The sequence below is a fragment of the Microcoleus vaginatus HSN003 genome, from assembly GCF_022701255.1.
GTDB classification, from domain to species: domain Bacteria; phylum Cyanobacteriota; class Cyanobacteriia; order Cyanobacteriales; family Microcoleaceae; genus Microcoleus; species Microcoleus vaginatus_B.
Window position 1 is genome coordinate 2,421,516 of record NZ_CP031705.1, and the last position, 27,000, is coordinate 2,448,515.

The window sequence follows — 27,000 nt, forward strand, 5'->3', positions numbered from 1 at the left end:
TTGACAAGAAGCGTTATGACTGCAACGAAGGTAGAAAAATTAGTAGAACACTCTTGGCATCACCTCTCTGTCGAGAAAGTGGCTCGGCTATTAGAGACTGACCTTGAAATAGGTCTATCTTCCGATGTGTCAGCGGAACGGCGCGAGATCCTCGGTCCCAATCAACTAACGGCTCAGAAGCAGCAAAGTGCCTGGTTGCGATTTTTGCAGCAACTGAATCAGCCGCTAATCTACATTTTGTTAGCCGCTGGCATAGTAACAGCATTTCTGAAAGAGTGGATTGATTCAGGAGTAATTTTTGGGGTTGCTCTGACGAACGCCACCATTGGTTTCGTTCAAGAGTCAAAGGCAGAGAATGCGATCGCCGCTTTAGCCAAATCTGTTGCAACTGAAGCAACCATTCTCCGCAATGGTCAAAAGCAAGTGGTTTCATCCAGTGAACTGGTTCCGGGCGATCTCGTCTTGCTGTCTTCTGGGGATAAAGTGTCTGCGGATCTACGGCTGATCGAAGTCCGTGACTTACAGGTAGATGAGTCAGCGTTAACAGGAGAATCTGTCCCGGTTGAGAAGGAATCCCAGGCGCTAGAGGCAGACGCTCCACTGGCCGAGCGCACGAACATGGCGTATACCGGAAGCCTGGTAACGTTTGGACAGGGACGCGGACTCGTCGTCAGCATTGGTGACATGACCGAGACCGGACACATCTCCCAACTCATGCAGCAAAGCACGACGTTGGAAACCCCACTGAGTCGCAAAATTGACAAATTTAGCACAACCTTGCTCTATGTCATTTTAGGTTTGGCTGCCTTCACCTTTGCTGCAGGCATTGCCCAGAAATTTTCTTGGGTTGAGGTGTTCAAGGCATCTGTGGCGCTTGCGGTCAGCGCAATTCCTGAAGGCTTACCCGCGATTTTAACGGTGACACTGGCGATCGGGGTTTCCCAGATGGCAAAGCAGCACGCCATTATTCGCAAACTTCCGGCAATTGAGACCTTGGGTAGCACCACCGTGATTTGTTCCGACAAAACCGGAACCTTGACTGAGAATCAAATGACGGTTCAAGAGATTGATGCAGGAGGAAAGCGTTATCGGGTTAGCGGTGGAGGATATGCACCAGACGGGGAAATTTCTGTAAATGGAAATTCCGTTGATTTGACGAACGCACCTGCCTTATATGAATGCTTGCAAGCAGGACTGTTGTGCAACGATTCGCATCTAGAAGTGCAAGATGGAAACTGGACTGTAGTCGGTAGTCCAACGGAAGGGGCGCTGGTTGCGGTAGCCCAAAAAGCGGGGTTAATTACTGAGAAACTGGAGGAAGCGCTTTCCCGGCTCGATACACTGCCGTTTGAATCTCAGTTTCAATACATGGCAACCTTACATGACGATCGTCCAGAACGGTTGATTTATGTCAAGGGTTCAATTGAGGCAATTCTCAAGCGGTGTCACCAGATGCTCGATGCACAGGGAGAGGCGAGATCCCTTAACCCCGTGCCGATCGAGCAAACCGTGGACAGAATGGCGAAAAAAGGGTTACGAGTTCTGGCACTTGCCAAGAAAGTTGTACCCGCTTCTCAATCTTCAATTGAGCATTCTGATATTGAGCAAGGGTTAACTTTTCTGGGTCTGCAAGGCATGATCGACCCGCCTCGCCCCGAAGCCATTCAAGCAATTGAAGCCTGTCGGTCTGCGGGAATTCAGGTCAAGATGATTACGGGCGACCATGCCAAAACAGCAGCAGCGATCGCGCAACAAATGGGACTAAATCAAACCCAAGAGGCTGTCGTTTTTACGGGTCAAGAACTCGCTCAAATGAATCAGCAGCAATTAGCTAATGCTGTTGAACAAAGCTGCGTGTTCGCTCGTGTAGCGCCAGAACAAAAGCTCCGCATTGTCGAAGCACTTCAGTCTAAGGGCGAGATTGTGGCGATGACTGGAGATGGAGTTAACGATGCTCCCGCCCTGAAGCAAGCTGATATTGGGGTAGCGATGGGCATCACGGGCACTGAAGTCACAAAAGAAGCCGCAGATATGATTCTGACGGATGACAACTTTGCTTCGATCGAGAAAGCAGTTAAGGAAGGGCGCACGGTTTATAAGAATCTGCTGCGGGCGATCGCCTTCATCCTGCCCGTGAATGGTGGCGAGTCCATGACTATCTTGATTGCCGTACTTTTGGCAACCCCACTACCCATTTTGCCAGTACAAATTCTCTGGCTGAATATGGTCAGTTCAGTTACGTTGAGCTTACCGTTGGCGTTTGAGCCGCCCTCTCCCGATGTCATGCAACATCCACCTCGACCTGCCAATGAACCGCTTCTGTCTCGCAGGCTGACCGCTCGGATTCTGACAGTTTCGGTATTTAACTGGATTGTGATCTTCGGGATGTTTGAATGGATCGTCCAAACCACAGGCAATGAAGCCCTAGCCCGGACGATGGCAATTCAAGCATTGGTTGCGGCCGAAGCTTTTTACCTGTTAAGTATCAGTCGCTTCGTTCCGGCGATCGTAGCCAAACTACGCGGTAAAGATGAATCAGTGGGCTATGCTGTGGCGATCGGCATTGCGGCTATTTTCCTTCTCCAATTCCTGTTTAGCCAATGGGGCATTATGAATCAGTTATTCGACACTGAAGCTTTGAGTACAATCCAAGGCTTAATTTGTATCGGAGTCGGATTGCCCATGATGGCTGTATCAGCTTTACTAAAGCGTTTTGCCCCTCTGAACTAAGTGGTTTGTGTGATGCGGCCATTCACAGCGGCTTTACACACTATTTACCAATTTTGTAGCGTTGAATATTGAATATTTATCATGAATTACCAAAACCTCAAACGTGCTAGCGGCCTATTTACTAATCATCGAAACGCAGAGCAGGCGCTAGTTGAGCTAAAAAGCAACGGCTTCCCCATGCACAAGATTTCAGTGATTGCTAAACCTTCTGACAATGATGATCTGGACTCTCTGGGTGTGCAGAAAATTTTAATCACAAGAGCAGCAGGTGCACAAGTAGGCGCGATTTTTGGCAGCATAGGACTAGGTTCACTAGCGTTAATTGTTGGACTCAGCAGCCTGCTAATTCCCGGTATTGCTCAGGCATTAGCGGTGGAAAGCCTTTTAGCAACTTTCGTTGGAAGTGGGATTGCTGCAACTGGTGGTGGTGTATATGGCGCACTTCAAGGATGGTTGGTGCCAGAAGAACAAGCAAGATTTTACAACGGCAGATTTAACCAGGGAGATTATTTGATCGTCATGGAGGCAAGAGAAAATGAGATCGTGATTGCTGAACCTGTCCTTAAACGTTGGGAGATTCAGACGTGGCGTGTGTATGATGCTACCTAAATTCAAGGTAAGAAAGGAGGATTACCTTCGAGGAATTTAGTCCCGCGAATCAGAACGTCCAAAATCAACTCAAAAATTGGACGGTCGATAACTGTGGGCGATCGCTCTCCGACTCCTCACATAGGGATCGACAACTTCCATTACCCGCATTAGCGACAACAGCGATCGGGTCGGCAATGCTTCAGAATAGACAGTTAAAAAAATAAAAACCACCACAATTAAGAGGAATTAGCATCCTTTAATGGTTGGAAAATCATCCAGAGCTACCAAAAAAAACGCTCGTTAATTGCAAAAGGGTGAAAAGCCAGCGAGATTTTGTGGTGCGATCGGTTGTCGTAACTATTTCCAAAAAGTGAATAAACTGATTACTGTGTGAGAGGCAATCTATTCTAGTAGGAAACTAGCTTCTAGAGCAGTGTGAAGTTTTACGCTCAGTATCAGATTGTTGCTTTTCTAAGGCACTTTGGACACAACTGGAGGTAATGACGATCGCAGCGATCTCAAATTGTTGTCTTTGTGAGGGAGTTTGGTTGGAACAAGAGCTTAGGACGATCGCCCTGATCGCCCAAGCACCTAGAAATCCTGTTTCAGCTTCATCGGCATTCATCCAAATACACCACATACATTGCAGTTACGTCTACAGCAGAGTGAACCCTCTCCTGTAGACTAAAACCGTAGTTAATCTGTCCATTTCCTTGAGGAAAACGAGTTTATGAGAGGAGTATCGGTGATGGAGTCGATTGTCGCGCAACCACCTCCCTTGGGCAGCAATCCTGCTACAAATAGCCAAACGGCAGGAGTCATTCCTGAATTGGTCATCATCTTGATCATTCTGCTGCTGATTGCAACTGTTGTTGCACTCGTAACCCAACGGTTGCGAATTCCCTATGTGACGGGCTTAGTGTTAGCAGGCTTGCCCATTACGGAGGTCTTGTCGCGTCGAATTGGTTTAGACCCATCTTTAGTATTAAATCTTTTTCTACCCATTCTTATTTTTGAAGCAGCTATCAATACGGATATCAGCCGTCTCCGCAGCACCTTTAAGCCGATCGCTCTGCTGGCGGGTCCAGGCTCGATCTTTTCCTCAGCAATTATCGCTGTTCTGGTTAAATTTGGGCTAGGGCTAGACTGGATTCCGGCGTTACTGATCGGAGTCATTTTGGCAAATACGGATACTGTCTCAATGATCGCGGTCTTTAAGGAAATCCGTGTGCCTTCCCGGCTATCCACCATCGTGGAAGGAGAAACTCTGTTCAATGATGCGGCTGCGCTGGTTTCTTTCAATTTGGTTCTAGTCGTTTATGCTACAGGTTCTCTTACCGTCGTAGGAGGAATTAAGGAACTACTCGTGGTGGCCTTGGGCGGGGGACTCGTGGGTGTCATCTTAGGTTACTTGAGTCTGCCAATATTTGTTCGATTAAATGACCCGTTGAGTAGTCTCTTGCTGACCGTTGCGCTGGCGTTAGGAACATTCCAAATCGGGCAATTTTTTGGCGTATCCGGTGCGGTGGCTGTGGTTATTGCCGGACTCATTTTTGGCAATCTGGGGCTTTCTCGCAGTACATCAGCCTCGGATCGAATTACGCTACTCAGCTTCTGGGAGTACGCTGGTTTTGGGGTGAATACATTTATTTTTCTACTGATAGGCATTGAGATTAACCCGCTCACCCTGTGGAGAATTTTGCCATCCATCCTGTTCGTCATTTTGGCGTATCAACTGGGACGAATTCTCTCGGTCTATCTGTTGTTAGCGGGGCTGCGATGGTTCGATCGTCCGATTCCCCTGCGCTGGCAACACGTTCTGTTTCTGGGAAACATCAAAGGCTCACTCTCGATGGCACTGGCGCTGAGTATTCCTCTGGCATTGACAGGACGAGATAACATCATTGCGCTGGTTTTCGGTGCAGTTTTATTCTCCTTGGTCGGACAGGGATTAAGTTTACCCTGGCTGGTAAAACGGTTACAAATCAGCCGTGTTTCTGATGTAATGCAGGAAGCTGGGCAGTTACAGATTCAGTTGATTGCTTCCAAAGCGGCTCAAGATGAGCTAGATAGTTTGCTGAAAGCAGGCGTGTTGCCGAAGGCAGTTTACGAGGAGTTATGGGCATCATATCAAGCACGAGTAGCACACTCTGAGCGAGTGCTGCGCGATCTCTACAATCAACATCGGGCAGGGCAAGTAAAGGGCGATCGCAGCGGGCTAGATACGATTCGACGGCGATTGCTCCTAGCAGAAAAAGGAGCCGTTAGCGATGCGCTCCGCAAGCGAATAGTCCCAGAGGATCTGGTTCATCCTTACATCAAAGATTTGGATGAGAAACTTCTAACGTTGGCAGATGACTAGCGCGAATCCCGAGGTAATCAATCATGTGGTGAACTAGCTCTGGACGGGTGACGACCAAGATGGTAGAGCCTGCTTCAAGAACTGTATTGCCGTTCGGAATCTCCAAATTGGCGCAGGCATGGCATTGATAACCAATAATCAGCGAACCTTTTGGAAAACGGGGGTCTTGAGCAATTTGAGCAACGGTGCGACCTGCCACCTTGCAATCGCCTGGAACTGGCAGCTTTAGTACCTCGACTTGCCCGTGTTCAAAGTGCATCATCGACTCGATTTGGGGGTATTCAATCGCATTCGCCATTGATGCAACTGCCAAATCAATAGTGCTGATGATGTGACTGGCTCCGGCAAGTCGATAGGCTTCCATGAATTCGCGATCGCGCATTCGCACCACAATATGGGAAATGCCATAGCTTCTGGATAGGGTGATCAGCGCTAAATTCAGTGCATCATCCCTGAGTGCTGCAACGACTGCGTTTGCTTGTTTAATTCCCGCTTCCAGAAGCACCGTTGTGCTCACCGCACTGCCTTCAAATGCCATCACTCCGATTTTTTCACGAGCAAAGCGACACGCAAGCGGGTCGGCATCGAGGATTGCAACCGTATGACCGAGTTTTAATAGCTGCTGGGCTAAACCCAGCCCCATCATTCCTGCTCCACCAATTAATACATACATGACTATTTGTCACCCCAAGAATGAACTTTACAGATTTATCCCTATGAGTGAGATTGTTTTAGACTTATATCAGTTTAATCGGCTTGTGGGGTGGCTTTTACTGGTCTTACTTATTGCCTATTCCAAAGTTAGTTTAATCTGCTTGTAGGAGCTGCACTTCTAGCGGGCCCCTCAAGAGATTTTCCTAAGTTAGGTGCGTAGCGCGAACCCTACATAATCTTAGGCACTTTAAAAAACTCTCCATCGCGATCGGGAGCTCCCTCCAAAATACTTTCTCCCTTAGCAAAAGGTTGCAAATCGTCCGATCGCATCACATTACTAACATCGATCGCCCGCGTTGTCGGCTGCACCTTAGTCGTATCTAGTTCACTCAACTGCTCGAAATAATCCAAAATACCGTTAAGTTGACCAGTAAACTGCTCTTCTTCTTCGGGCGTTAATTCCAATCTCGCTAAATTCGCTACTTTCCGAACTTCTTCTCTGTCAATCATAAAAATCTGTAATTGGGACTTAGTGAGTAGTTTTGACTGGTGATTTGTAAGTTTTAAGTGAAAGAGTTTTCAATTCACCACTCAACACTTAAAACCCACAACTTTCGGTTTACCCAATCAGGCTTCTTGTAGCTAACAACTGAGGTTAAAAATACAAATCAATTTGCGCTCGACCTGTCGTCTTCAGCCAATTTTGTACCTCAATGTAATTGTTCGGGGCCAAGCGAATAGCTTCCTTCCAATAATCCGCCGCTTTATCAAACAGCCCATCCGCCGCTTCAAGATTGCCCGCTTCCTTTTCTTTTTCCCCTTGATAGTGGTAAATCACAGCAATATTATTCAGTGCTTGTGGCATTCTCGGATTGAGCTCCAGGGCTTCGCTGTAATATTCCAAACCTTTATCGTGTTCGCCGTTGCTAGTATGGATCAGCCCCATATTGTACAAGACATAACTGCGATCGTAAGGATCTTCCTCCAACTTCAGCGCTTCATGATAATTTTCCAGCGCTTCAGCATATTCGCCATCTGCTTGAGCTGACATACCATCTCGGTAATAAGCAAAAGCTTCCTTCGCCTGCTTTTTCGCCGGCATCATCTTCAGGATGATATCAGCCATTACCGTGAAACTTTTGTCAATAAAGTTATCGTTGCGTTGAGTTCTTGGCATATGCGATTCTTTGGTTAGTGGCTAATCAGAAAAATTAGCCTGTAAAGTTTTCCTATTAATAATTGCGCCACTGTTGTAGTGGGCCGTGGTGTTGAGGGCGCTAAAAAGTTTAGTCGATCGCAACTGCGAACCTTAAAACACGCCCTTGGGTTTAACACTCTCGCAAGCTCTATCTATTTTATATAAGTCTTGCAAGACTTGCAAAAAAACCAGATTTCTTTAACCTCTCTCTCGCACTCTACACAAAACTTACAAAAAACCGCACCGGCGGAAAAAGTTCTGCTGGAGGGTGTAGGAGCAATCCTCTTCGATGGCTTTCCTTCGGATTGCGAAAACTAATGCCAACGGGCGATCGCGCGCCCCCTCCCCTACTAACTGTACCCAGCATCCCCCTCGTTGACCCTCAGAGCAAACAAGCAAATAGCCTGCCGAGGAGAAATTCAATCACAAAGTTTTATTAAGCTATCCGAGTTTAGCCAACACTTAAAAGTTATTCGGCAAAACACTAGCAATATTTTGCCCCCAAGTCAAGGGCATCCTCAAAAAAAAATCAGAAACTCGATCACCAAAACCAGCTCGAATTCCCGCAATATATAATAAAAATAACCAGGTAATTTTCACAGAGAGAAACCTATGGCTCCGAATCCCACCATTATGCAAGCCGTCGAACAACTTGGCTACCGCGTTACGGTTGGAGACGTGGTGGCAAAAGCTGGATTAGATGTCAATTTTGCCCAGCGAGAACTGTTAACCCTCGCCTCCGAAGCAGGCGGCAACCTGCAAGTAGCAGAATCCGGCGACATTGCCTACCTATTTCCCAACAACTTTCGAGATATTTTGCGGAACAAATTTTGGCGCTTGCAGTTGCAGGAATGGTGGCAAAAAATCTGGCGAGTTTTATTTTACCTGATTCGGATATCTTTTGGCATAGTGCTGGTAGCTTCCATCCTCTTAATTTTTGTTGCTATCACTATTTTAGTCTCCAGTTTACTCTCCAGCAGCGACAGCAATAACGGGGGAGGAGGAGACGGTGGTGGCGGGGGCGACAGAGGCGGCGGCTTTTCGTTTTTTCCCTACTTGTGGAACGACTTAAGCGGGATATTTTACTGGAACCACGACCAACGATACCACCAGCAGCGATCGCGCTTAAATGATGACCCAAAACCCCAGATGAGTTTTCTGGAAGCAGTTTTCTCCTTTATATTTGGAGACGGCAATCCCAATAACAATCTAGAAGAGCGCAAGTGGAGCGATATTGCCACCACAATTCGCAACAACCGAGGCGCAGTCGCCGCCGAACAAATTGCCCCGTATCTCGACAATCTCGGACAGGGATACGCCCAAGAATACGAAGAATATATGCTACCGGCTCTCGCTCGTTTTGACGGCCGTCCCGAAGTCAGTCCCGAAGGGCAAATAGTCTACCATTTTCCGCAATTGCAAACCACAGCCACCGAGAGAAATTCTGAACCAGTAGCAGCTTATTTGCGAGAAATGCTGTGGCGTTTCAGTCAGGCCAGTTCCGGCAAAATCTTGCTCGCAGCAGGCTTGGGAGCCGTCAATCTGGTTGGTGCGCTAGTTTTGGGGAATCTATTAAGTAATAATTTGCTCGTCGGTGGGTTTATCGGTTTCGTCAGCGCTGTTTATCCCATGCTCCTGATTTACGGCGTCGGATTTCTCGCAATTCCTTTAATTCGCTACTTCTGGATTCAGTGGAAAAATAGCCGCATAGAATCCCGCAATCAAGAGCGTCAGCAGCGAGCAATGTTATTAAACGAACCCGATGCCAACTTGCTCAAGAAACTGGCCTACGCCCGGGAATTTGCAGCAGAAAACGTTTTGACTGGAGAAGACTTGGCTTATACAACAGAAACAGAATTAACCCAACAAGAACTAGAACAGTCAGCCAAAATAGATGCCGAATGGCAGCGCCGGATCGATCGCTCGGACAACTTGTAATACTAATGAAAAAAACAGTTTTTTGTTGTTAAGTTAGGTTGCCCTAAAATCTTGCCCTCTTTTCAAGAATAGGCAGTAAGCCTGTTCCACAATAAAATATTTTTGTTGGGGAACGGGCTTTTAGCTCGTTGTTAATAAGTGGGGAAAATCTCAATCTTTATTGATGTCATAAATTTTTATACTCCGAGTTTTATTAAATAAGCTTAGGGCGTTTAAAAATCAAACAATTTTGGTCATACTTAGAGTCGTGATCTAGAGCCACAAGTTCCCATCCCTCCTCCCCCAAATGATTGACAAATAGATGCAGTGAGCCTTGTTTCCACTCTCGCTGTTCTTCACCGTTTACATATAAACTAATCAGCTTGTTTCCAAAAGGATACATATTCGCATCCACAAATAAATACTCCCACTTTTGCATAGCAATCCTTAATGTAGTTAGTCATGTAGTTAGTGATCAGTCATCAGTCGTCAGTCATTAGTCATTAGTCATTAATCATTCCCAATTCCCACTTTCCAATATTTCGGCTACGCGGTTCCTGGCCTGCCACTACGCGGTTCCTGAGCGTAGTCAAAGGGCCGTACAAGTTCCCCATTCCCAATTCCCTGTATTCAGGACACGGCAGTCACAGATACAGGAATAGCCGTTTTTCCCTTCTTCCTTCTTCCTTCTTCCTTCTTCCTTCTTCTTTCTTCCTTCTTCCTTCTTCCTTCTTCCTTCTTCCTTCTTCCTTCTCTCTTGCCCATTCCCACCAGTTATTGCACTGCAATTCTAGCCAAAGTAGCACCTCGGTAATAGTGCAACAAAATCTGCTGGTAGCCGTATCCCTGTCTGGCCAAATTGTAGGCCCCCCACTGGCTCATTCCTACAGCGTGACCGAAACCTTTGCCAGCCACTTGAAAACCGGTAGGAGCTTGGCCACTGTTCCTTGGGTTCCCACCCCCATACTGAGGAATCACGGTAAACCGCGTACTCCTCAAATTTAAAACCCGGCGTAAATCTGCGCCTGTCATGACCCTAGAACCGCCATCTCCGACTACTTTCATCCTCAAAACGCTGCCGTAAGCGGTAGTCCGTTCTGGCTTCATGGAGATCACATTGCCCACGCCAGAAATCTTACTGCTGATTTGAGCCCGAGAAAAATTTTCTTTCCATTGGTAAACCGGCGCCCCTTGGTCGAAGTCAGGAACACCACGCAGGTAAGGCAGAGGTTCCGTCCAAACATCCTCGACATTTTCAGTATGTCCCCCAGACGCAGAGTGGAAAGCGGCTAAAATTATCTGACCGTTGTAAGCCAGAACTTGACCTGCGGTTGCATCGACTGCGGAATAAGTCCCAGAAGATTCTGTTTGGAGTCCTTTATAAACCTGCGAAGACTGAGTATTGTCCACGTCGTAAAGGTCAGTTTCGCTTTTCAGGCGCTGGTGGATAGCGTAGGAACGGGCTGCGACTGCTTGGGCTTTCAAAGCCTCTTGAGGCCAATTGCCACTCATTTCGGCGCCGAGAACGCTGTAGAGATATTGTTCGATATTGACGTAGTTGACAGCAGTCAAGCCTCCTCTCTGAGGAACTAGAAGCGTGCGTCCCCGATACCAACGATCGCCAATCCAAACATAACCATTCCCCGTCGGCTCGATCCAAACTTGGTTGGCGGCCCAGCGACCAAGAGCCACTTTTCCCGATCGAAATTGAGCTGACTGAGAACTGTTTGCCGACAGTTCCCCCAAATTGCGCCCGCTACCGTCGCGGATTGCAGCCTTAGTAGAACTGCCGACTTTTACCTGACTTGCTCCGTCTTCTACCGCAACTCGCAAGATCAGCGCGGCCTGTGCTGGGGCTACCATTACCAGCCAAAACAACAGCGAAATCCAAAAGTAGCGTTTTTTTAATGTCGAAAAAACGGAAGCAAAAAATACTCCTGACTGCATTTGAAAATTTTCCTCCTGTGCTGTATGAGTTTAAGAATTTTTAAGGCAAGGGAAGGGAAGGGAAAAAGGAAGGGGAACGGAAGAAACAAAACGTTAGAATTGGGTTGATCACTCTGTGCGCTTGTCAAAAATGATTTTAGCGAATAGATGTTCGCAGGAAGCGGGATAAATCCCTGTTCCTGTCTGCGACTATTTCCTATATGTCTGAGTGAGCGCACTCTGGATATATGTAACATATTTTTTAAGATTTAATTGAGGTGATTTGACTCTTGCAGATTACATTTCTCGGAACTAGCTCCGGCGTACCCACGCGATCGCGCAACGTTTCCAGCATCGCCCTCCGCTTGCCCCAGCGAGCGGAACTCTGGCTGTTTGACTGCGGCGAAGGAACTCAGCACCAGTTTCTCCGCAGCGACCTAAAAGTCAGCCAACTAAGCCGCATTTTCATCACTCACTTGCATGGCGACCATATTTTCGGCTTAATGGGTTTGCTGGCTAGCTGCGGTTTGGCGGGGAATGTCAAGCGCATCGATCTTTACGGGCCTCCGGGACTTGAAGAATATTTGCAAGCTGGCGTTCGCTATTCTCAAACTCATTTTTCTTACCCGGTTAAGGTACACAAAATTCACGAGGGAGTCATCTATGAAGATGACGAATATATTGTTAGCTGCGGCCCTTTGAAGCACCGAGTTACTGCTTTTGGTTATCGAGTAACTGAGAAAGACCGGCCGGGACATTTTGATGTTGAAAAAGCAAAGGCTGTGGGTATTCCTTCGGGGCCAGTTTACGGTCAATTAAAACAAGGAAAGACGGTAAAGTTAGAGGACGGGCGACAGTTTAAAGGTACTGATTTTTGTGGCCCGGATCAAATCGGGCGCAAGTTTGTTTATTGTACTGACACGGTTTTTTGTGAGGGAGCCGTGGAATTGGCGAAGGATGCCGATTTGTTAGTTCATGAAGCTACTTTTGCTCATCAAGATGCTCAAATGGCCTTCGATCGCCTGCATTCAACTTCAACAATGGCGGCTCAAGTTGCTTTGATTGCTGGGGCTAAACAGCTAATTATGACGCATTTTAGCCCGCGCTATGCTCCAGGGAATGCGATCGTTTTAGATGATTTGCTCAAGGAAGCGCAGGCAATTTTTCCGAATACGAAAATGGCCTATGACTTTTTGACTTACGAAGTGCCGCGCCCTGTTTCAAACGAGGCTTAATCTGACCTGAGATGTGACCGCATTTTCAATAATGGCGATCGGGGCGGGCTCTGGGGCCCGTTCAAAACTTACGCTTAGGCTGTGCTGTTTTGGAGTGGTTTAAATCTCAAGATCAGGGTAAAATGTAAAAACTAATTCTATGGCGTTTTATGTCAAATATTGAATTATTAGCCCAAATCCGGCAATTATCTCGTGCTGAAAAGTTTAAAATGATGCTGTTTTTAATAGCAGAATTGGCGAAAGAAGAAGGAATTGTAATGGGTAATGAATCTGCTGAAATTATATATTCAGTGCATACTTCTAATAGTGCAGCAGAGCAAATGACGCAGTTACTAGAAACAGAGCAGAAACAAACTCAAAATGTTTAATAGTAGGCGATATCCTTTTCAACCTAAACGAGATGGACTTGGTGTTTTAGCTGATGTTCCGTATCTGCCTTTAATACTAACTTATCAAAATCGTTCTGTTGAGGTTATGGGTTTACTGGATACAGGAGCTAGTGTAAATGTTTTGCCCTATAATGTTGGGGTGCAATTAGGGGCAATTTGGGAAGAGCAAAGATTTTCTGTTGTTGACGAGTTATGAAACTCGCATTAAACTTAAGGTTATGTTTTTACTTCGACTCTCCTAACTCTTTGTATATTACGGGATTTTTACAAACTTCTGACAGGATTGGTCCTGATTTAAGTAAGGTAACTTTACATCAGTACGCCACCCATTTTCTAGACAAAGTTTAGGAGATTATTGAATTGACTATCTGACTAGAATACATCCCTAATTTTTATGATTTTGAAAAATCGATATCAACTTCAAGAACGACTCAGTCAAAAAGCAGGCCGAGAAGTTTTCCTGGCAATTGACCAACAAACTGAACAACAAGTTATAGTTAAAATTCTTTGGTTTGGCCAAAATCTTACTTGGGCAGATATAAAACTATTCAAGCGAGAAATAAAAACACTGAAAACCCTTTCTCATCCAGCGATTCCTCGTTATCTAGACTATATAGAAATCAACTCACAAAAGAATAAAGGAATCGCATTGGTTCAAACATATATTAGAGGAAAATCCCTGGAGCAATACTTACAATCTGGACATGGGTTTAGTGAAGCGGAACTGCGGCAAATTGCCCAGAAAATCTTAGAAATATTGATATATCTCCATGGACATCGTCCCCCTTTAATCCATAGAGACATTAAACCAAGCAATATTTTGTTAGCCGATGGTTTTGGAGATATTGCAGACCAAATCCACTTGGTAGATTTTGGAGCGGTCGGTACACAGACTATTGTAGAAAAAGGAACCATGACATTGGTCGGTAGCTATGGATATATGCCGCCCGAACAATTTACTGGACGCATTACTCCTGCGGTTGATCTTTATGGGTTAGGAGCAACTCTAATTTATTTAGTGACTGGTAAACACCCAACGGAACTACCACAAAAAAACCTGCAAATTCAATTCAGATCTACTCCTAATATCAGTCCTGCTTTCACAAAATGGTTAAACCAGATGACTGAACCCCATCTGGAAAAGCGGTTACCCAATGCACAGGTGGCCTTAGCAAAATTGCAACCAAAATTTCAACTCAAGCCATATGTACCTGCGATTATTCTAGGTTTGTTTGTTATGACTGGAGCAATAAGCTACTTCGCATTAGGTACAAATATTCTATCCAGTCAATTACACAAAGAGATAGCATTACGTGGAGATTTTTTTGGGTTGTATCCAACAGGTATATATGTAAAAGCTGGTCAAGTTTTAAGAGTAAAAGCATCAGGTGTAATCATTTTTTGGCCAAACCATGGATCTTATGGGGAAGCCACTCCCGCAGGTAATTCCAACAACCCTTGCCCTCACGCAGAATGTTTCTTTCGTGGAAGACCAGCAGGAGTGCTAGTTGGGAAAATATCTGCAAGTGGTGAACTATTTGAAATAGGTGCGGACAAAGAGATAACTGTCATAAATGAAGGAGAATTATATTTAGGAATAAACGATCCACTTACTGGTGATAATAGTGGTCATTTTTCGATATCTGTTGACGTTCGTTAAGAGCTGATCTATAAAGTCTCCCGAAACTCCCTTGGTTGGTGGCTGGGCAGCAGAAGCCTTGGGCAAGTTAGGAAATGCTTCAGAATCCGTCATCAGCGCCTTGCTGTTACGTCTCGAAGATGGGAACGAGGATGTGCGTGGCTGGGCAGCAGAAGCCTTGGGCAAGTTAGGAAATGCTTCAGAATCTGTCATCAGTGCCTTGCTGCGAAGTCTAGAAGATGAGGAGGACTGGGTGCGCCGTGAGACAACAGAAGCCTTGGGTAAGTTGGGAAATACTTCAGAAGCAGTCATCAGCGCCCTGCTGTTACGTCTCAAAGATGAAGAGGATAGCAGGCCTTGGTCGGTAGTAGAAGCCTTGGGCAAGTTGAGTTTGAAATCTAGTGAGGTTTTGCCTGCTGTTGTGCAATGGATCGATCGCCATCAGGATACAGAATATCTCGGCTCAGGTATTGATGTGTTGTGGGATTTGGTGGCGGGTGAGGGAAATCGATCGCCAGTGCCTTTTTAGAAGTATGTAGCTTTTGCGCGAGTAAAACCCGATCGCACTTTCGGACTTTTCACCAAAAATGCGATCGGTCTGCTGTTTGACGATTAGGGCCCTCCATCCCCTTAATAACCGGGAACAGAGGTCAATTATTCAATCTAAAATCTAAAATCTAAAATCTAAAATCCTTTGAAAAGAGTCAGATAAGTTCGCCATGTCGTGCCCCTACTCTATGGAGGGTTTGTGCGTAAGTCCTGTTGATTTTACTGTACCGTAGCCCAACATTCGGTAGTAGAGTCCCTGTTCGGTAAGGAGTTCGACGTGGGTACCAGACTCGACAATCTCCCCCTCCTGCATCACAAAAATCCGATCGCAGTCTACGGCAGTTTCGAGTCGGTGCGTGACCAAGATGATCGTTCTTTTGCGGCGCAGACGTTGCAGGGTCTCTATGACCCACTGCTCGTGCTTCAAGTCCAGCGCATTCGTGGGTTCGTCGAGGATGAGAATGGGAGCGTTAGTGACGAGCGCCCGCGCGATAGCTAGGCGCTGTCGCTGTCCGCCCGAGAGGTTCTGACCGCCCTCAGCGATTAAAGTATCATACTGCTCCGGCAAGGTTTCGATGAACTCGGCAGCCCCGGATTCGACCGCCGCCTCCCGAATATCGGAGAGCAGAGCATCCGGGCGACCGTAGGCGATATTCTCGGCGATCGTTCCGGGGAAGAGTGGGCTGCCTTGCGAGACGATCGCCATGTGTTTGCGAACGTCGGCCACCTTAAGGGTGCGGAGGTCAACACCGTCGAGGAGGACGCTGCCCGATGTCGGGTCATAGAAGCGCGGCAAAAGATTGAGCAGCGTGCTCTTTCCCGTCCCGCTAGGGCCCAAAAACGCCACCATCTGACCCGGCTCGATACTAGCACTGATGTTCCGCAAGACCGGTTGCCCAGAGTTGTACTCGAAGCTCACGTCGGCAAGTGCTAGCGTGCGGGGCTGGACGGGAAGCGATCGCGCATCAGGCGCGTCTGCGATCGCAGGAGGCTCGTCGATCACCGTAAAAACGCGATCGCATGAAGCTACAAACGTCTGGATCTTAGTAGTAAACCCCAACACCCAACCTATCGGGTCCCAGAACTGATTGAGGTACGCCATGAATACGAGCAGATCGCCAATGGTCACGCCGTCGGGCACCGGACGCAAGAACTGGTCGCGATAGACTAGGTATCCGCCGTAGCCGAAGATTACCCCACTTCCCAGAGCGAAGACTACCTGAACCGCTAGCGGATAGAGGTTCTCTTGCCAATGGAGCCGCATGGAGGCAGTGACGCTGCGATCGACCGCCCCTGTGAAGCGCCGCGACTCCGTTGCTTCTCGACCGAAGGACTGAATCAGCCCGATCAACTCTATAGCTTGCTGCATGGTTGAGGTCATCACCGCATCGGTCTGCTTCGACTCGAAGGCTCGACGCCTAATCCTTCCCTCGAAGTACCAATTCGCCAGTATTAAAAGCGGCGTGAACGAAAGTGCAAACACGGTGAGAAGGACGTGACGCGACAGCATAATCCAAATCATCGCCGTCAGCGTCACCGATGCGGCAGTGGAGCCGATGAGCGTATCGATTACCCCCCACGGCCCGAGGCTATCGTAGCTCAACCGATAGATTGCGTCACCCTGCGATCGGGAACCGTGCCAGCCGAGGCTAAGCGCCTGCATTTTGTCGTAGAGTTCGGTGCGAACGCGCAAGGTTCCGTTGTACTGGATGCGGTAGTTCAACATCCTACGAAGCATGAAGACGGTATCACTCAGGATTCTGATGATCGTCGCGACGAACGCCATTCCGAAAATTCGGTTCAGCGTACTTTCACCGAACGGAGCAAGAAACAGCGTATGAATCCAGTTGGATTTCGGAGTTGGTGACAAAACCGTATCGACTAGAATCGCCATCGGCCAGGCGTTGAGAAGGTTGAAAAGCACCGATGCCCCGATCAAAAGCAAAAGCGTGACGATCAGCCATAAGTCTTTGCGGAAGTAGGAAATGGAGCGCAGGACGATCCGCACCAACCAATGTTGGTTAATTAACGGCCTCACCATTTTTGGTGAATTCTTCTGGCTCTTCAAACGTGCTTTGAGTGGAAAAGTCATGGATGTGCTGGGTGACTCTAAGCAGGACAATGCACCAATTGGGAAATTTCACCAGGGTCACAGAGGCCAGAAATCAACTTTGGGTTTTAACCCCTGTTGTCAAGCAGGGCAGAGGAAATGTGAGATTATTCGACTGGTGCAATATTTAAGTATAGTTTCGTTGTTCAAGGGTAGCTAAATAGCAAGCGAGATCGCTTTGCAGACTGGTGTAATGCGTAAGCGTTGCTTTCGCGAAAGCGGTCGCAAAGAGGTCAATTATTCAATCGAAAATCTCAAATCTCAAATCGGTCGATCGCACTTGCGGAAGTTTCACCAAAAATGCGATCGGTCAGTCTGCTGTTTGACGATTATGACCCTCCATCCCCTTAATCACCGGGAACACAGGTCAATTATTCAATCGAAAATCGCAAATCTCAAATCGGTCGATCGCACTTGCGGAAGTTTCACCAAAAATGCGATCGGTCAGTCTGCTGTTTGACGATTAGGGCCCTCCATCCCCTTAATAATCGGGAACACAGGTCAATTATTCAATCGAAAATCGCCAATCTCAAATCGGTTGATCGCACTTGCGGAAGTTTCACCAAAAATGCGATCGGTCAGTCTGCTGTTTGACGATTATGACCCTCCATCCCCTTAATAACCGGGAACACAGGTCAATTATTCAATCGAAAATCGCAAATCTCAAATCGGTCGATCGCACTTGCGGAAGTTTCACCAAAAATGCGATCGGTCAGTCTGCTGTTTGACGATTAGGGCCCTCCATCCCCTTAATAACCGGGAACAGAGGTCAACTATTCAATCGAAAATCCAAAATCCAAAATCCAAAATCGATCGATTATTCAATCTAAAATCCAAAATCTAAAATCCAAAATCGGTCGATCGACCGCAGCCACGGCCGAGGAGAGCCAATGATTGCTACAATCGGGGAGGGTATATGTTGTGGCTAACACTACAGCCCGTAACCCTGAAAGCTAATAGCTAAATTATTAAAAATCTGCCTCTCCTGCCATGTTTAAAAATCTGCTAGGCGATCCCAACGCGCGCAAACTTAGAAAATTTCAGCCTTGGGTAGCTGATATCAATATTTTGGAACAAGACATCCGCGCACTCTCAGACGACGGCCTCAGAGGAAAAACGGCGGAGTTTCAAGAACGTCTGGCAAAAGCTAAATCTCTCAACGAGGAGAAAGAGATCCTAGACGAAATCTTGCCCGAGGCTTTTGCAGTGGTGCGGGAAGCGGGACAACGGGTTTTAGGAATGCGCCACTTTGATGTCCAACTCCTCGGGGGCATTATCCTGCACAAAGGCCAAATTGCCGAAATGAAAACCGGTGAAGGCAAAACTCTGGTGGCGACGCTGCCGGCTTACCTCAACGCCCTCAACGGTAAAGGCGTACACATCATCACCGTCAACGATTATCTCGCAAGGCGGGACGCGGAATGGATGGGACAGGTACACCGCTTCCTGGGGTTGACTGTGGGACTGATTCAGCAGGGCATGGATCAGGTGGAACGAAAGAAAAATTATAGCTGCGATATTACCTACGCGACTAACAGCGAAGTCGGCTTTGATTATTTGCGCGACAACATGGCTACGGTCATGGAAGATGTAGTGCAGCGTCCTTTTAATTTCTGCGTGATTGACGAGGTTGACTCGGTGCTGATTGATGAAGCACGGACGCCTTTAATTATTTCCGGCCAGGTGGAACGCCCCAGTGAGAAGTATCTGCGGGCGGCTGAGGTAGCTGCTGCTCTGAGAAAGGAAAATGAAGAACATTACGAGGTTGACGAAAAGGCTCGGAATGTGCTGTTGACCGATGAAGGGTTTGGTGAAGCTGAGCGGTTGTTGGGTGTTACGGATTTGTACGACCCGGCTGACCCTTGGGCGCATTACATTTTTAATGCGATTAAGGCGAAGGAATTGTTTATTAAGGATATTAACTACATCGTCAATCCCGATCGCGAAGTCGTGATTGTGGATGAGTTTACCGGCCGGGTGATGCCGGGACGGCGCTGGAGCGACGGTTTGCACCAGGCGATCGAAGCGAAGGAACGGGCGGAAATTCAGCCGGAAACTCAGACACTGGCGACAATTACTTATCAGAATTTCTTTTTGCTTTATCCGAAGCTGTCGGGGATGACTGGGACGGCGAAGACTGAAGAGACGGAGTTTGAGAAGATTTACAATCTGGAAGTAACGCTGATTCCCACTAACCGGATTACCAGCCGTACTGACCTTTCGGATATGGTTTATAAGGGGGAGGCGGGGAAGTGGAATGCGATCGCCCAAGAATGCGCGGAAATGCACGAGATCGGTCGGCCGGTGCTGGTGGGCACTACGAGTGTGGAAAAGTCGGAGTTGCTGTCGCGGCTGCTGCTGGAACGGAAAATTCCTCACAATTTGCTGAATGCTAAACCGGAAAATGTGGAGCGGGAATCAGAAATTATTGCTCAAGCCGGACGCAAAGGCGCCGTGACGATCGCCACAAACATGGCGGGACGCGGTACGGATATTATTTTGGGCGGTAATTCTGAGTACATGGCGCGCCTCAAGTTGCGGGAGTATTTTATGCCCCGAATCGTGCAACCCGAGGATGACGACGGGTTTTCGGTGGTGCAAGTACCGGGTATTAGTGGCCGCCCCGCACCTCAAGGTTTTGCTCCGACTACGAAAAAGGTAAAGTCTTGGAAAGCTTCGGCGCAGATTTTCCCGACGCAGCTATCGAAAAATGCCGAGCAAATGCTCAAGGCGGCGGTGGAATTGGCGGTGAAGCAGTATGGGGAGCGATCGCTCTCGGAATTACAAGCCGATGATATCGTGGCTATAGCTTCGGAAAAAGCGCCGACAAAAGACCCGGTAATTCAAAAGTTGCGGGAAGCTTACAATTTAACTCGCAGCGAATACGATGCTTTTACCAGCACCGAACACGATGAAGTCGTGCAGTTGGGAGGCTTGCACGTCATCGGTACAGAACGCCACGAATCGCGCCGGATCGACAATCAGTTGCGCGGCCGGGCGGGACGCCAAGGAGACCCTGGTTCTACACGGTTTTTCTTGAGTTTGGAAGACAATTTGCTGAGGATTTTTGGCGGCGAACGGGTGGCCGGTTTGATGAAGGCTTTCGGTGTTGAGGAAGATATGCCGATCGAATCGGGAATGCTGACTCGTTCCCTAGAAGGCGCTCAGAAAAAAGTCGAAACCTACTATTACGACATCCGCAAGCAGGTATTTGAATACGACGAAGTGATGAACAATCAGCGTCGAGCAATCTATGCGGAACGTCGCCGAGTATTGGAGGGTTTGGACTCCAAAGAACAGGTAATTAAGTATGCCGAACAGACGATGGATGACATCGTAGGAGCATACATCAATCCCGATTTACCTTCGGAAGAATGGGAACTCGACAAACTTGTGAGCAAGGTGAAGGAATTTGTTTATCTGCTCGCTGACATGACACCGGATCAACTAGAAGATTTGTCCGTTGAGGAAATTAAAACATTCCTGCACGAACAAGTCCGCAATGCTTACGACATTAAAGAAGCGGAAGTTAATGCAATCCGAGCGGAATTGATGCGAGATGCGGAACGGTTCTTTATTTTGCAGCAAATTGATACTTTGTGGCGGGAACACTTGCAACAAATGGATGCTTTGCGCGAGTCTGTAGGGCTGCGTGGTTACGGCCAGAAAGACCCGCTGATCGAGTACAAAACTGAAGGTTATGAGCTGTTTTTGGACATGATGACGGATATCCGCCGCAATGTGGTTTATTCGCTGTTCCAGTTCCAGCCGCAGCCGGCAATGCAAGTTTCGCCAGAGATGGTTTGAAAATAGTTAACAGTTGACAGTTAAAAAATGGGTAAGGTGGGCACTGCCCACCCAGCCCTGTCCATGCCTAAGTCAAGCGAGTTGTTATACCAATTTCCTAAAATAGTGCTACAGTTAGTAGGTGTCTTTTTTGTGAATTAGTACCCAAATATAAAGAATAAAAATGTCAGGAGTTGTCAAAATTGAAATTCGGGAAACAGAAGAAGAACTGAAAGCTCTTCTGAGGAAAGAGAAAGATGTGACTTGCTACGAAAAACTGCAAGTTCTGTATTGGCTCAAAACCCAAACGGTAGACAGCGTATTGTCTGCTGCTGTGCGGTTAGGGAAACATCGTACCACAATACAAAGATGGTTGTCTAGTTATCGTTCGGGGGGAATCGAAGAATTATTATTGCAGAAACCTCGTTCAGGAAGACCAAGAATAATGAATCCTGAAACTGTAGAGAGATTATCAAAAGAATTACAAGAACCCGAAGGATTTAGTAGCTACAAAGAAGTACATCACTGGCTGACAAGTTGCTGCGAAGTAAAAGTGGCATATCGAACAGTACATCAGTGGGCAAGATATCGACTCAAAGGGAAATTAAAAGTGCCGGGTCCCGTGAGTGAAAAACAGAAAAAAGGTGCAGTAGCAGAATTTAAAAAAAACTGCCATCCTTAGTAAAAGCCAGCCTGAGTCAAAGTGAGAGCTTTTTAAAGCAATGGCAAAAAATTCGATATTGGAGCCAAGACGAAAGTCGAATGGGGCTACACACAATTCAAAGAAGGAAATTAACTGGCAAAGGCATTAAGCCTCACGGAGCAGTGCAATGGGACTTTATATATCTGTGGTTGTATGGAGTAGTAGAACCTCAAACAGGAGAGGGATTTTTTTATGAATTTACGCATCTAGACACAGTGTGTTTTGAGAAGTTTTTGGAGCTATTTGCCACCGCTTATCCAGATGATTTGCATATAATTCAACTAGACAATGGAGGATTTCATTGTTCATTGAACCTAAGTATACCAGAAAACGTGATTTTGCTGTTTCAACCGGCTTATAGTCCGGAAGTGAATCCCATAGAAAGGCTGTGGGGATATATCAAGGAACAATTGAGATGGTTGAGATTTGATGGTATAGAAGAATTGAGAGAGACAGTGCAAAAAGAGTTAAAAAAGCTGACTAACGAAGTGATTGCTTCTTTGACGGGATATCCATTCATATTAGAGGGTTTATCTGTAGCAGGAATTTAGGAAAATGGTATTAGCGGAGACAATAACAGAAGCAGGCGATCGGCTGAAAGTGAAACTCATCTCTCAAATCGGTTAACTATCTGGGGTGTCCTTTGGTGCTCATCATTAGCCTAGCTTCTGGGAGTTGTCACAACTGAATCTCACCATTTGTATCGCGCATCGCTAGCACTTTTCCATCTAAACTAAAGGCAACTGACAAACCACTACCAAAGTTTTCAGCAAAAACAGAAGTAGCTAAATCAGCCCGTAAGTTTGCCTCTGGTAAATAAGCTTGCCAAACCGTTAAATTAGAAAAATCCCAGCCGCTTAAATCTGTCTGTATCTGCCGCAGGAGATTAATAACATTCCCAGCCGCATATCCCGTTTCCCGTGCGGGCTTTCCTCGCAGATATGTAAGAATGAGATTGAGCTGATTTTCTAGCGATCGCTGGCTTTCAAAACAGGAGAGTAGTCGCTTGGCAATGGGGTTGAGAATCAGGCGAGATTGAGTATCCCTCACATACTCTTTTGCTTGGGCTTTGATGAGAGGATGGCTCTTGAAAAGGTCAATTTTAGCAGTAATTATTTCTTGGCATATCTGTTCGATTAACTCTTCTGTTATGTATTCCATGACGACGGGTTGTTGAGTAAAGCCACCTGTGGTTTTTTTTATGAGCGATCGCCTTGCAAGAGAAGCAAACGTCTCTAGGAGTTCCGTTGGCGAGAGTTCTATTACTAAACCTTTCTGCACTTCTAAAAATGAGACTGGCTCTCGATTGATGGCGATGCAGTACATTACCTCTTTTTCAAAAGCAGAGAGGCGATTGAACTGTCTGTCTAAGAGATTGCGAATATCATCAAAAATTAAGGTAACTTGGTTTAATAATTCTAAGAAATTAGAAAGACTGCTATCAAATAAATCTCGAATAACAGGAGCTACCATTTTTAATGCCAAGGGATTCCCAGCATAGTGTTCAATTAGAGCTTTCCATTCAGCTTCTGACCCTGAAAAATCACCCTTGGCTTGAAAAATTTTCTGTCCTGCTGCTGTGGATAAACCAGGCAGTTGTAATGAGCGAACGGGTAGGGTTTCTCCTTCCTGTGTGGCTAGTTCTTTCGGCTTCTCCCGACTGGTTAACACAAGGGTACTTTTATGGGGGGTTTCTGCCAGACAACTAAGTAATTGACCGTAACCCTCATATCCTTCTCGATAGCCACCCGTGCGATCACCCGATCGCAAAATTGACTCGGCATTATCGATAACCAAAAGACAGCGCGAGGCTCGTAAATATCCAAGTAGCTGCGAGATTCTGCCCTCTAAAGTATCCGAAAAAACGGTTTCCTTGTGTTTCGAGAGAAATTGAATCAAATCTGCTAGAAGGTCGAGGAGAGGTGGAGCGTTGCGGAGACTTCGCCAGATTACATAATCAAAATGCTCCTGAATGCGTTTTGCTATTTGGACAGAACTCGCCGTTTTGCCGATGCCGCCCATACCCAACACCATCACTAGACGGCAGCGATCGCGCACAATCCACTGTTCTAACAGAGCTAGTTCTTCTGCACGTCCATAGAAATCACAGACATCGATCGCCTCACCCCAATCTTGACATTTATTGGCAGTCGATCCTTCCCCTGTTACCCAGTCAGTAGTAGTGTCACTTCGATCGGCTTGAGTATTTCTAATCTCATCAATAGAGGTACTGTTTGATGGGGCTGTGACTACTTGCATTTGTGGTGCCTTTCGCCGCAAGACTGAGTGAACGTTACTTTTATTAACCTTTTCCCCAAATACTCGACTGAGGAGTTGCCACAATTGGAAGCCGACGAGTTTGATGTACTCAGCATCATAACCAGCCGTCTTAGCAATCTCTGGATAAGAGCGTCCTTCCCAAGTGTGCCGAAATACTAGCTCTTGAATATCGTTGAGCTGTTCTGGTTTAAGAACGGATTCTAAAAAAAGGAGGGCTTCGTCAACAGTCATTTATTTATAGAAAGTTAGCAATTTCGACCGGATCACCTACATTGGGAATTTTGAGGTTCCCGCCTGGGGACAGTTGCAGTAGCCAAATCACTAGGCTAATGAAGTGTTCCCCTGATAATCATTATAACGCGCAGGCAAAATACTAACTATTTATAACTTTTTATCACATACGCCACCGCCATAACTGGCTTATTGTTGAATCAGGTGGATTTAGCGAGAACATCTCAACTCTAATAGGAATGACTATTCTAGCAGTTGCCTCGATAGTTAGGACAATTTTAAATGTAGGGCCGCGGGGGAGCGGGTGATAAATATCTGGGCTGGGTAAATTCATATCCAGGTGTTCAGATCCTACTAAATCACAACTACCTACTTTTGTCTGTGAACTGGTCCTAACTATCCTGGCGGTTGCTATAAGAAGAGAATTTGGGACGGGCGCCAAACTAAGGTGTAAATTCTATGTTGTGCAGGGCAATTTATGAATTACCATACCAATTGTTTATCAGGTCTAAGTTCAGGAATTTGTACGAAAGTTAGTTTATTAGTTACATCTACTTGTGCTTCAACAAGGTGCGATCGCGTTCTGTAATACCTACAGATAGCGCTAGCATCTAGTTCCAGATTTCAGCATGACGGCACAGGTGATTGGCGCGGGAAGTGTAGCAATATCATTGCGGCAGTAGATAGGTCTATTAGTTTACAGATACCGGCAAATTAACAGACAAATTACTGCTACTTCCCGCAGTATCGATCCTGAGTCAGGGAAATTAAAGCATCATTCGGTTCAAACTTTATTTTTTGAGGTCAACTCCAATGGCAAATACTGATACAAAAACTGGTCAACTGGATCAAAATGACATTATTTTTCCAGCTCCCGGCGGCGGCTTCACGCGGGCTGATGAATATGACTTAAATACATCTGCGATCGGGCAACCTGTCACGCTTTCTCTTACGGCTACAGATTCAGCCAAATATAACACTTTCCTGGAAGTTATAACTGCCCAGACTGGTGAGGTCATTGCTGATTCAGACGATACTGAGGTAGCATTTAATAATCTTAACTCCGTGATTGCACCCGGTCAGCCTATGGACGGTCCTGGTAACGACGATCCCTTCACTCCTAATTCTTTCACAATTGCTGGCGGCCTTAATTACAAAGTTCGCGTTACCAGTTATGATCAACTCCCCCCGTCGTCTACTAATCCCTACAGTTTACAGGTCAGCATTCCTGTGGGCGATATCAGTTTAGTTCCGAGAGGTAGCACCTTTAGCGGCACCCCTATAACCGGCACCCCTGCCGTTACATTAACTGGTAAATTGGAGGGCAGCAAAGACTTTACTTTTCGATCTCCCAGTGGTTTCAACACACTTGCTGATGAATTTCTAGTAACTACATCCTTGGTGGGCCAACCTCTCAACATTGCTCTCAGCAGCACGACAAATGGCTTTGACCCTTATGTGGAAGTCGTCAACGCTGATACTGGCGTTGTTGTTGCTCAAGATGATGACGGCGGCGGCGGTAAGAACGCCCAGCTTACTGGAGTCGCGCGCCAAGCAAATACTAACTACAGAATCCGCGTCAGCAGTAACAACACTCCATTTCCCACTGCCACAGCTTCTGATTACGAGTTACAGGTCACTGTTCCTCAAGGTACCGTCACGTTGACCCCCCGGAGTGGCGACACCCCCATTATCGCACCACCAACACAACCTGGTGGTACACAACCTGGTGGTACACAACCTGGTGGTACACAACCTGGTGGTACACAACCTGGTGGTACACAACCTGGTGGTACACAACCTGGTGGTACACAACCTGGTGGTACACAACCTGGTGGTACACAACCTGGTGGTACACAACCTGGTGGTACACAACCTGGTGGTACACAACCCGGTGGTACACAACCCGGTGGTACACAACCCGGTGGTACACAACCTGGTGGTACACAACCTGGTGGTACACCAGTAGTGATCGCGGCACCTGCAATCAATGCCCCCGCCCCTGGCAATCCTACTGGACAACCAGCAAACACTGTTAGCGGTCAGTTTTACAACCTCTCGGACGATAATGACAATACTGTGCTGTCATCACTTCCTCCGGGTGCTGCTGGCAAACAAATATTGGCGCTATCTGGCAGCGACAATATTACCGGGACAAGCGGCATTGATAACATTAACGGAATGCAAGGAGCCGATACAATCGACGGAGGGGTAGGCAACGACGTTTTGTCGGGCGGTAAAGAGTCGGATGAGATTGAGGGCGGTACTGGCGACGACCAGATATTCGGCAACAATGAGAACGATACTCTCACCGGAGGAGATGGCAATGACAATATCCGGGCCGGTAAAGAAAATGATGTCCTCAATGGCGGTAACGGCGACGACTTACTAAGTGGCGATCGCGGTCAAGACATCCTCACAGGTAATGGCGGACGCGATACATTTATTCTCGCTGGGGGGCAGGCGGCGGCAACCCGGTTAGTAGATGCAGATGTGATTGTAGACTTTAATGGGGACAGAATTGGTCTAACTGACGGGAATACATTTGCCAGCCTCACCTTTGAAGCTGTAAGTTTGAATCTGAATGGAGGATCTGGTGTCAGTGCTACGGCAATTAAACTCGGTACTAACTATTTGGGTATCGTTCAAGGGGTTGCTCAAAGCGAGCTTACGGCAAATGTTTTTGTTGTAAATGTATAG

23 protein-coding genes are annotated in these 27,000 nt (G+C 46.9%); 14 read left to right on the forward strand and 9 right to left on the reverse strand.

The window, feature by feature from the left end; all coding sequences use genetic code 11:
• The first annotated feature begins 15 nt into the window (after positions 1-15).
• Positions 16-2,730 (forward strand): cation-translocating P-type ATPase, encoded by a 2,715-nt coding sequence (locus tag D0A37_RS10375; RefSeq protein ID WP_242723845.1) that lies wholly within the window; start codon positions 16-18, stop codon positions 2,728-2,730.
• A gap of 81 nt (positions 2,731-2,811) precedes the next feature.
• Positions 2,812-3,339 carry a hypothetical protein gene (locus D0A37_RS10380; RefSeq protein WP_242723847.1) on the forward strand — a complete coding sequence of 176 codons (528 nt, stop codon included), beginning with the start codon at positions 2,812-2,814 and terminating at the stop codon, positions 3,337-3,339.
• A 400-nt stretch (positions 3,340-3,739) separates the two neighbouring features.
• Here D0A37_RS10380 and D0A37_RS10385 read toward each other — a convergent pair whose 3' ends face one another.
• On the reverse strand, positions 3,740-3,961 hold the full coding sequence (locus tag D0A37_RS10385; RefSeq protein ID WP_242723849.1) for a hypothetical protein: 222 nt from the start codon (positions 3,959-3,961) through the stop codon (positions 3,740-3,742).
• 90 nt (positions 3,962-4,051) lie between these two features.
• Between D0A37_RS10385 and D0A37_RS10390 the strand changes: the two genes are divergently transcribed.
• Complete coding sequence (locus D0A37_RS10390) at positions 4,052-5,683, forward strand: cation:proton antiporter (RefSeq protein WP_242723850.1); 1,632 nt, start codon at positions 4,052-4,054, stop codon at positions 5,681-5,683.
• Here the strand turns inward: D0A37_RS10390 and D0A37_RS10395 are convergent.
• The 3 genes from D0A37_RS10395 to D0A37_RS10405 all read right to left on the reverse strand — a co-directional run bounded on the left by D0A37_RS10395 (position 5,640) and on the right by D0A37_RS10405 (position 7,514).
• On the reverse strand, positions 5,640-6,356 hold the full coding sequence (locus D0A37_RS10395; protein ID WP_242723852.1) for a potassium channel family protein: 717 nt from the start codon (positions 6,354-6,356) through the stop codon (positions 5,640-5,642). The genes D0A37_RS10390 and D0A37_RS10395 overlap by 44 nt on opposite strands.
• A gap of 209 nt (positions 6,357-6,565) precedes the next feature.
• Positions 6,566-6,847, reverse strand: a complete 282-nt coding sequence (gene gatC, locus D0A37_RS10400; protein WP_242723854.1) for an Asp-tRNA(Asn)/Glu-tRNA(Gln) amidotransferase subunit GatC — start codon at positions 6,845-6,847, stop codon at positions 6,566-6,568.
• A 145-nt stretch (positions 6,848-6,992) separates the two neighbouring features.
• Positions 6,993-7,514, reverse strand: coding sequence for a photosystem I assembly protein Ycf3 (locus D0A37_RS10405; RefSeq protein ID WP_242723856.1), 522 nt, complete (start codon positions 7,512-7,514; stop codon positions 6,993-6,995).
• Positions 7,515-8,147: 633 nt separating this feature from the next.
• Between D0A37_RS10405 and D0A37_RS10410 the strand changes: the two genes are divergently transcribed.
• Positions 8,148-9,473 carry a hypothetical protein gene (locus D0A37_RS10410; protein ID WP_242723858.1) on the forward strand — a complete coding sequence of 442 codons (1,326 nt, stop codon included), beginning with the start codon at positions 8,148-8,150 and terminating at the stop codon, positions 9,471-9,473.
• Between the two features lie 193 nt (positions 9,474-9,666).
• Here the strand turns inward: D0A37_RS10410 and D0A37_RS10415 are convergent, their stop codons facing one another.
• The 3 genes from D0A37_RS10415 to D0A37_RS10420 all read right to left on the reverse strand — a co-directional run bounded on the left by D0A37_RS10415 (position 9,667) and on the right by D0A37_RS10420 (position 11,399).
• Entirely contained in the window at positions 9,667-9,891 is a 225-nt protein-coding gene (locus D0A37_RS10415; RefSeq protein ID WP_242723862.1) for a hypothetical protein, read from the reverse strand.
• Between the two features lie 191 nt (positions 9,892-10,082).
• Positions 10,083-10,217, reverse strand: a complete 135-nt coding sequence (locus D0A37_RS28965) for a hypothetical protein (RefSeq protein ID WP_278187182.1) — start codon at positions 10,215-10,217, stop codon at positions 10,083-10,085.
• Positions 10,218-10,226: 9 nt separating this feature from the next.
• Complete coding sequence (locus tag D0A37_RS10420) at positions 10,227-11,399, reverse strand: SpoIID/LytB domain-containing protein (RefSeq protein WP_242723868.1); 1,173 nt, start codon at positions 11,397-11,399, stop codon at positions 10,227-10,229.
• Between the two features lie 269 nt (positions 11,400-11,668).
• On the opposite strand from D0A37_RS10420, the gene D0A37_RS10425 reads away from it, so the two are divergent.
• From D0A37_RS10425 to D0A37_RS10445, 5 genes are all read left to right on the forward strand, one after another.
• A complete protein-coding gene (locus D0A37_RS10425) occupies positions 11,669-12,613 on the forward strand; it encodes a ribonuclease Z (RefSeq protein WP_242723870.1) in 945 nt (314 codons plus the stop codon).
• 149 nt (positions 12,614-12,762) lie between these two features.
• Positions 12,763-12,981, forward strand: coding sequence for a hypothetical protein (locus D0A37_RS10430; protein ID WP_242723872.1), 219 nt, complete (start codon positions 12,763-12,765; stop codon positions 12,979-12,981).
• Entirely contained in the window at positions 12,974-13,198 is a 225-nt protein-coding gene (locus tag D0A37_RS10435; RefSeq protein ID WP_242723880.1) for a hypothetical protein, read from the forward strand. The genes D0A37_RS10430 and D0A37_RS10435 overlap by 8 nt, the downstream gene beginning before the upstream one ends.
• A gap of 198 nt (positions 13,199-13,396) precedes the next feature.
• Positions 13,397-14,662: a protein kinase domain-containing protein gene (locus tag D0A37_RS10440; protein WP_242723895.1), complete on the forward strand. Its 1,266-nt coding sequence runs from the start codon at positions 13,397-13,399 to the stop codon at positions 14,660-14,662.
• A 31-nt stretch (positions 14,663-14,693) separates the two neighbouring features.
• Positions 14,694-15,170: a HEAT repeat domain-containing protein gene (locus D0A37_RS10445; RefSeq protein ID WP_242723899.1), complete on the forward strand. Its 477-nt coding sequence runs from the start codon at positions 14,694-14,696 to the stop codon at positions 15,168-15,170.
• A 201-nt stretch (positions 15,171-15,371) separates the two neighbouring features.
• Here D0A37_RS10445 and D0A37_RS10450 read toward each other — a convergent pair whose 3' ends face one another.
• Positions 15,372-17,282 carry an ABC transporter ATP-binding protein gene (locus tag D0A37_RS10450; protein WP_242723900.1) on the reverse strand — a complete coding sequence of 637 codons (1,911 nt, stop codon included), beginning with the start codon at positions 17,280-17,282 and terminating at the stop codon, positions 15,372-15,374.
• A 211-nt stretch (positions 17,283-17,493) separates the two neighbouring features.
• On the opposite strand from D0A37_RS10450, the gene D0A37_RS10455 reads away from it, so the two are divergent.
• From D0A37_RS10455 to D0A37_RS10470, 4 genes are all read left to right on the forward strand, one after another.
• Positions 17,494-17,760: a hypothetical protein gene (locus D0A37_RS10455; protein WP_242723902.1), complete on the forward strand. Its 267-nt coding sequence runs from the start codon at positions 17,494-17,496 to the stop codon at positions 17,758-17,760.
• A gap of 530 nt (positions 17,761-18,290) precedes the next feature.
• On the forward strand, positions 18,291-21,107 hold the full coding sequence (secA, locus tag D0A37_RS10460; protein WP_242723904.1) for a preprotein translocase subunit SecA: 2,817 nt from the start codon (positions 18,291-18,293) through the stop codon (positions 21,105-21,107).
• A 163-nt stretch (positions 21,108-21,270) separates the two neighbouring features.
• Entirely contained in the window at positions 21,271-21,768 is a 498-nt protein-coding gene (locus D0A37_RS10465) for a helix-turn-helix domain-containing protein (protein ID WP_242723905.1), read from the forward strand.
• Positions 21,769-21,848: 80 nt separating this feature from the next.
• Positions 21,849-22,340, forward strand: a complete 492-nt coding sequence (locus D0A37_RS10470; protein WP_242723907.1) for an IS630 family transposase — start codon at positions 21,849-21,851, stop codon at positions 22,338-22,340.
• A 127-nt stretch (positions 22,341-22,467) separates the two neighbouring features.
• Here D0A37_RS10470 and D0A37_RS10475 read toward each other — a convergent pair whose 3' ends face one another.
• Positions 22,468-24,300, reverse strand: coding sequence for a helix-turn-helix domain-containing protein (locus D0A37_RS10475; protein ID WP_242723908.1), 1,833 nt, complete (start codon positions 24,298-24,300; stop codon positions 22,468-22,470).
• 813 nt (positions 24,301-25,113) lie between these two features.
• Between D0A37_RS10475 and D0A37_RS10480 the strand changes: the two genes are divergently transcribed.
• Positions 25,114-27,000 (forward strand): calcium-binding protein, encoded by a 1,887-nt coding sequence (locus D0A37_RS10480; RefSeq protein ID WP_242723909.1) that lies wholly within the window; start codon positions 25,114-25,116, stop codon positions 26,998-27,000.

Bases quoted from the DNA above. Each gene is read 5' to 3' on its own strand.
- D0A37_RS10375 (WP_242723845.1), top strand. From the start codon at position 16: ATGACTGCAACGAAGGTAGAAAAATTAGTAGAACACTCTTGGCATCAC.
- D0A37_RS10380 (WP_242723847.1), top strand. From the start codon at position 2,812: ATGAATTACCAAAACCTCAAACGTGCTAGCGGCCTATTTACTAATCAT.
- D0A37_RS10385 (WP_242723849.1), bottom strand. From the start codon at position 3,961: ATGTGGTGTATTTGGATGAATGCCGATGAAGCTGAAACAGGATTTCTA.
- D0A37_RS10390 (WP_242723850.1), top strand. From the start codon at position 4,052: ATGAGAGGAGTATCGGTGATGGAGTCGATTGTCGCGCAACCACCTCCC.
- D0A37_RS10395 (WP_242723852.1), bottom strand. From the start codon at position 6,356: ATGTATGTATTAATTGGTGGAGCAGGAATGATGGGGCTGGGTTTAGCC.
- gatC (WP_242723854.1), bottom strand. From the start codon at position 6,847: ATGATTGACAGAGAAGAAGTTCGGAAAGTAGCGAATTTAGCGAGATTG.
- D0A37_RS10405 (WP_242723856.1), bottom strand. From the start codon at position 7,514: ATGCCAAGAACTCAACGCAACGATAACTTTATTGACAAAAGTTTCACG.
- D0A37_RS10410 (WP_242723858.1), top strand. From the start codon at position 8,148: ATGGCTCCGAATCCCACCATTATGCAAGCCGTCGAACAACTTGGCTAC.
- D0A37_RS10415 (WP_242723862.1), bottom strand. From the start codon at position 9,891: ATGCAAAAGTGGGAGTATTTATTTGTGGATGCGAATATGTATCCTTTT.
- D0A37_RS28965 (WP_278187182.1), bottom strand. From the start codon at position 10,217: ATGGGCAAGAGAGAAGGAAGAAGGAAGAAGGAAGAAGGAAGAAGGAAG.
- D0A37_RS10420 (WP_242723868.1), bottom strand. From the start codon at position 11,399: ATGCAGTCAGGAGTATTTTTTGCTTCCGTTTTTTCGACATTAAAAAAA.
- D0A37_RS10430 (WP_242723872.1), top strand. From the start codon at position 12,763: ATGTCAAATATTGAATTATTAGCCCAAATCCGGCAATTATCTCGTGCT.
- D0A37_RS10435 (WP_242723880.1), top strand. From the start codon at position 12,974: ATGTTTAATAGTAGGCGATATCCTTTTCAACCTAAACGAGATGGACTT.
- D0A37_RS10440 (WP_242723895.1), top strand. From the start codon at position 13,397: ATGATTTTGAAAAATCGATATCAACTTCAAGAACGACTCAGTCAAAAA.
- D0A37_RS10450 (WP_242723900.1), bottom strand. From the start codon at position 17,282: ATGACTTTTCCACTCAAAGCACGTTTGAAGAGCCAGAAGAATTCACCA.
- D0A37_RS10455 (WP_242723902.1), top strand. From the start codon at position 17,494: ATGCGTAAGCGTTGCTTTCGCGAAAGCGGTCGCAAAGAGGTCAATTAT.
- secA (WP_242723904.1), top strand. From the start codon at position 18,291: ATGTTTAAAAATCTGCTAGGCGATCCCAACGCGCGCAAACTTAGAAAA.
- D0A37_RS10465 (WP_242723905.1), top strand. From the start codon at position 21,271: ATGTCAGGAGTTGTCAAAATTGAAATTCGGGAAACAGAAGAAGAACTG.
- D0A37_RS10470 (WP_242723907.1), top strand. From the start codon at position 21,849: ATGGGGCTACACACAATTCAAAGAAGGAAATTAACTGGCAAAGGCATT.
- D0A37_RS10475 (WP_242723908.1), bottom strand. From the start codon at position 24,300: ATGACTGTTGACGAAGCCCTCCTTTTTTTAGAATCCGTTCTTAAACCA.
- D0A37_RS10480 (WP_242723909.1), top strand. From the start codon at position 25,114: ATGGCAAATACTGATACAAAAACTGGTCAACTGGATCAAAATGACATT.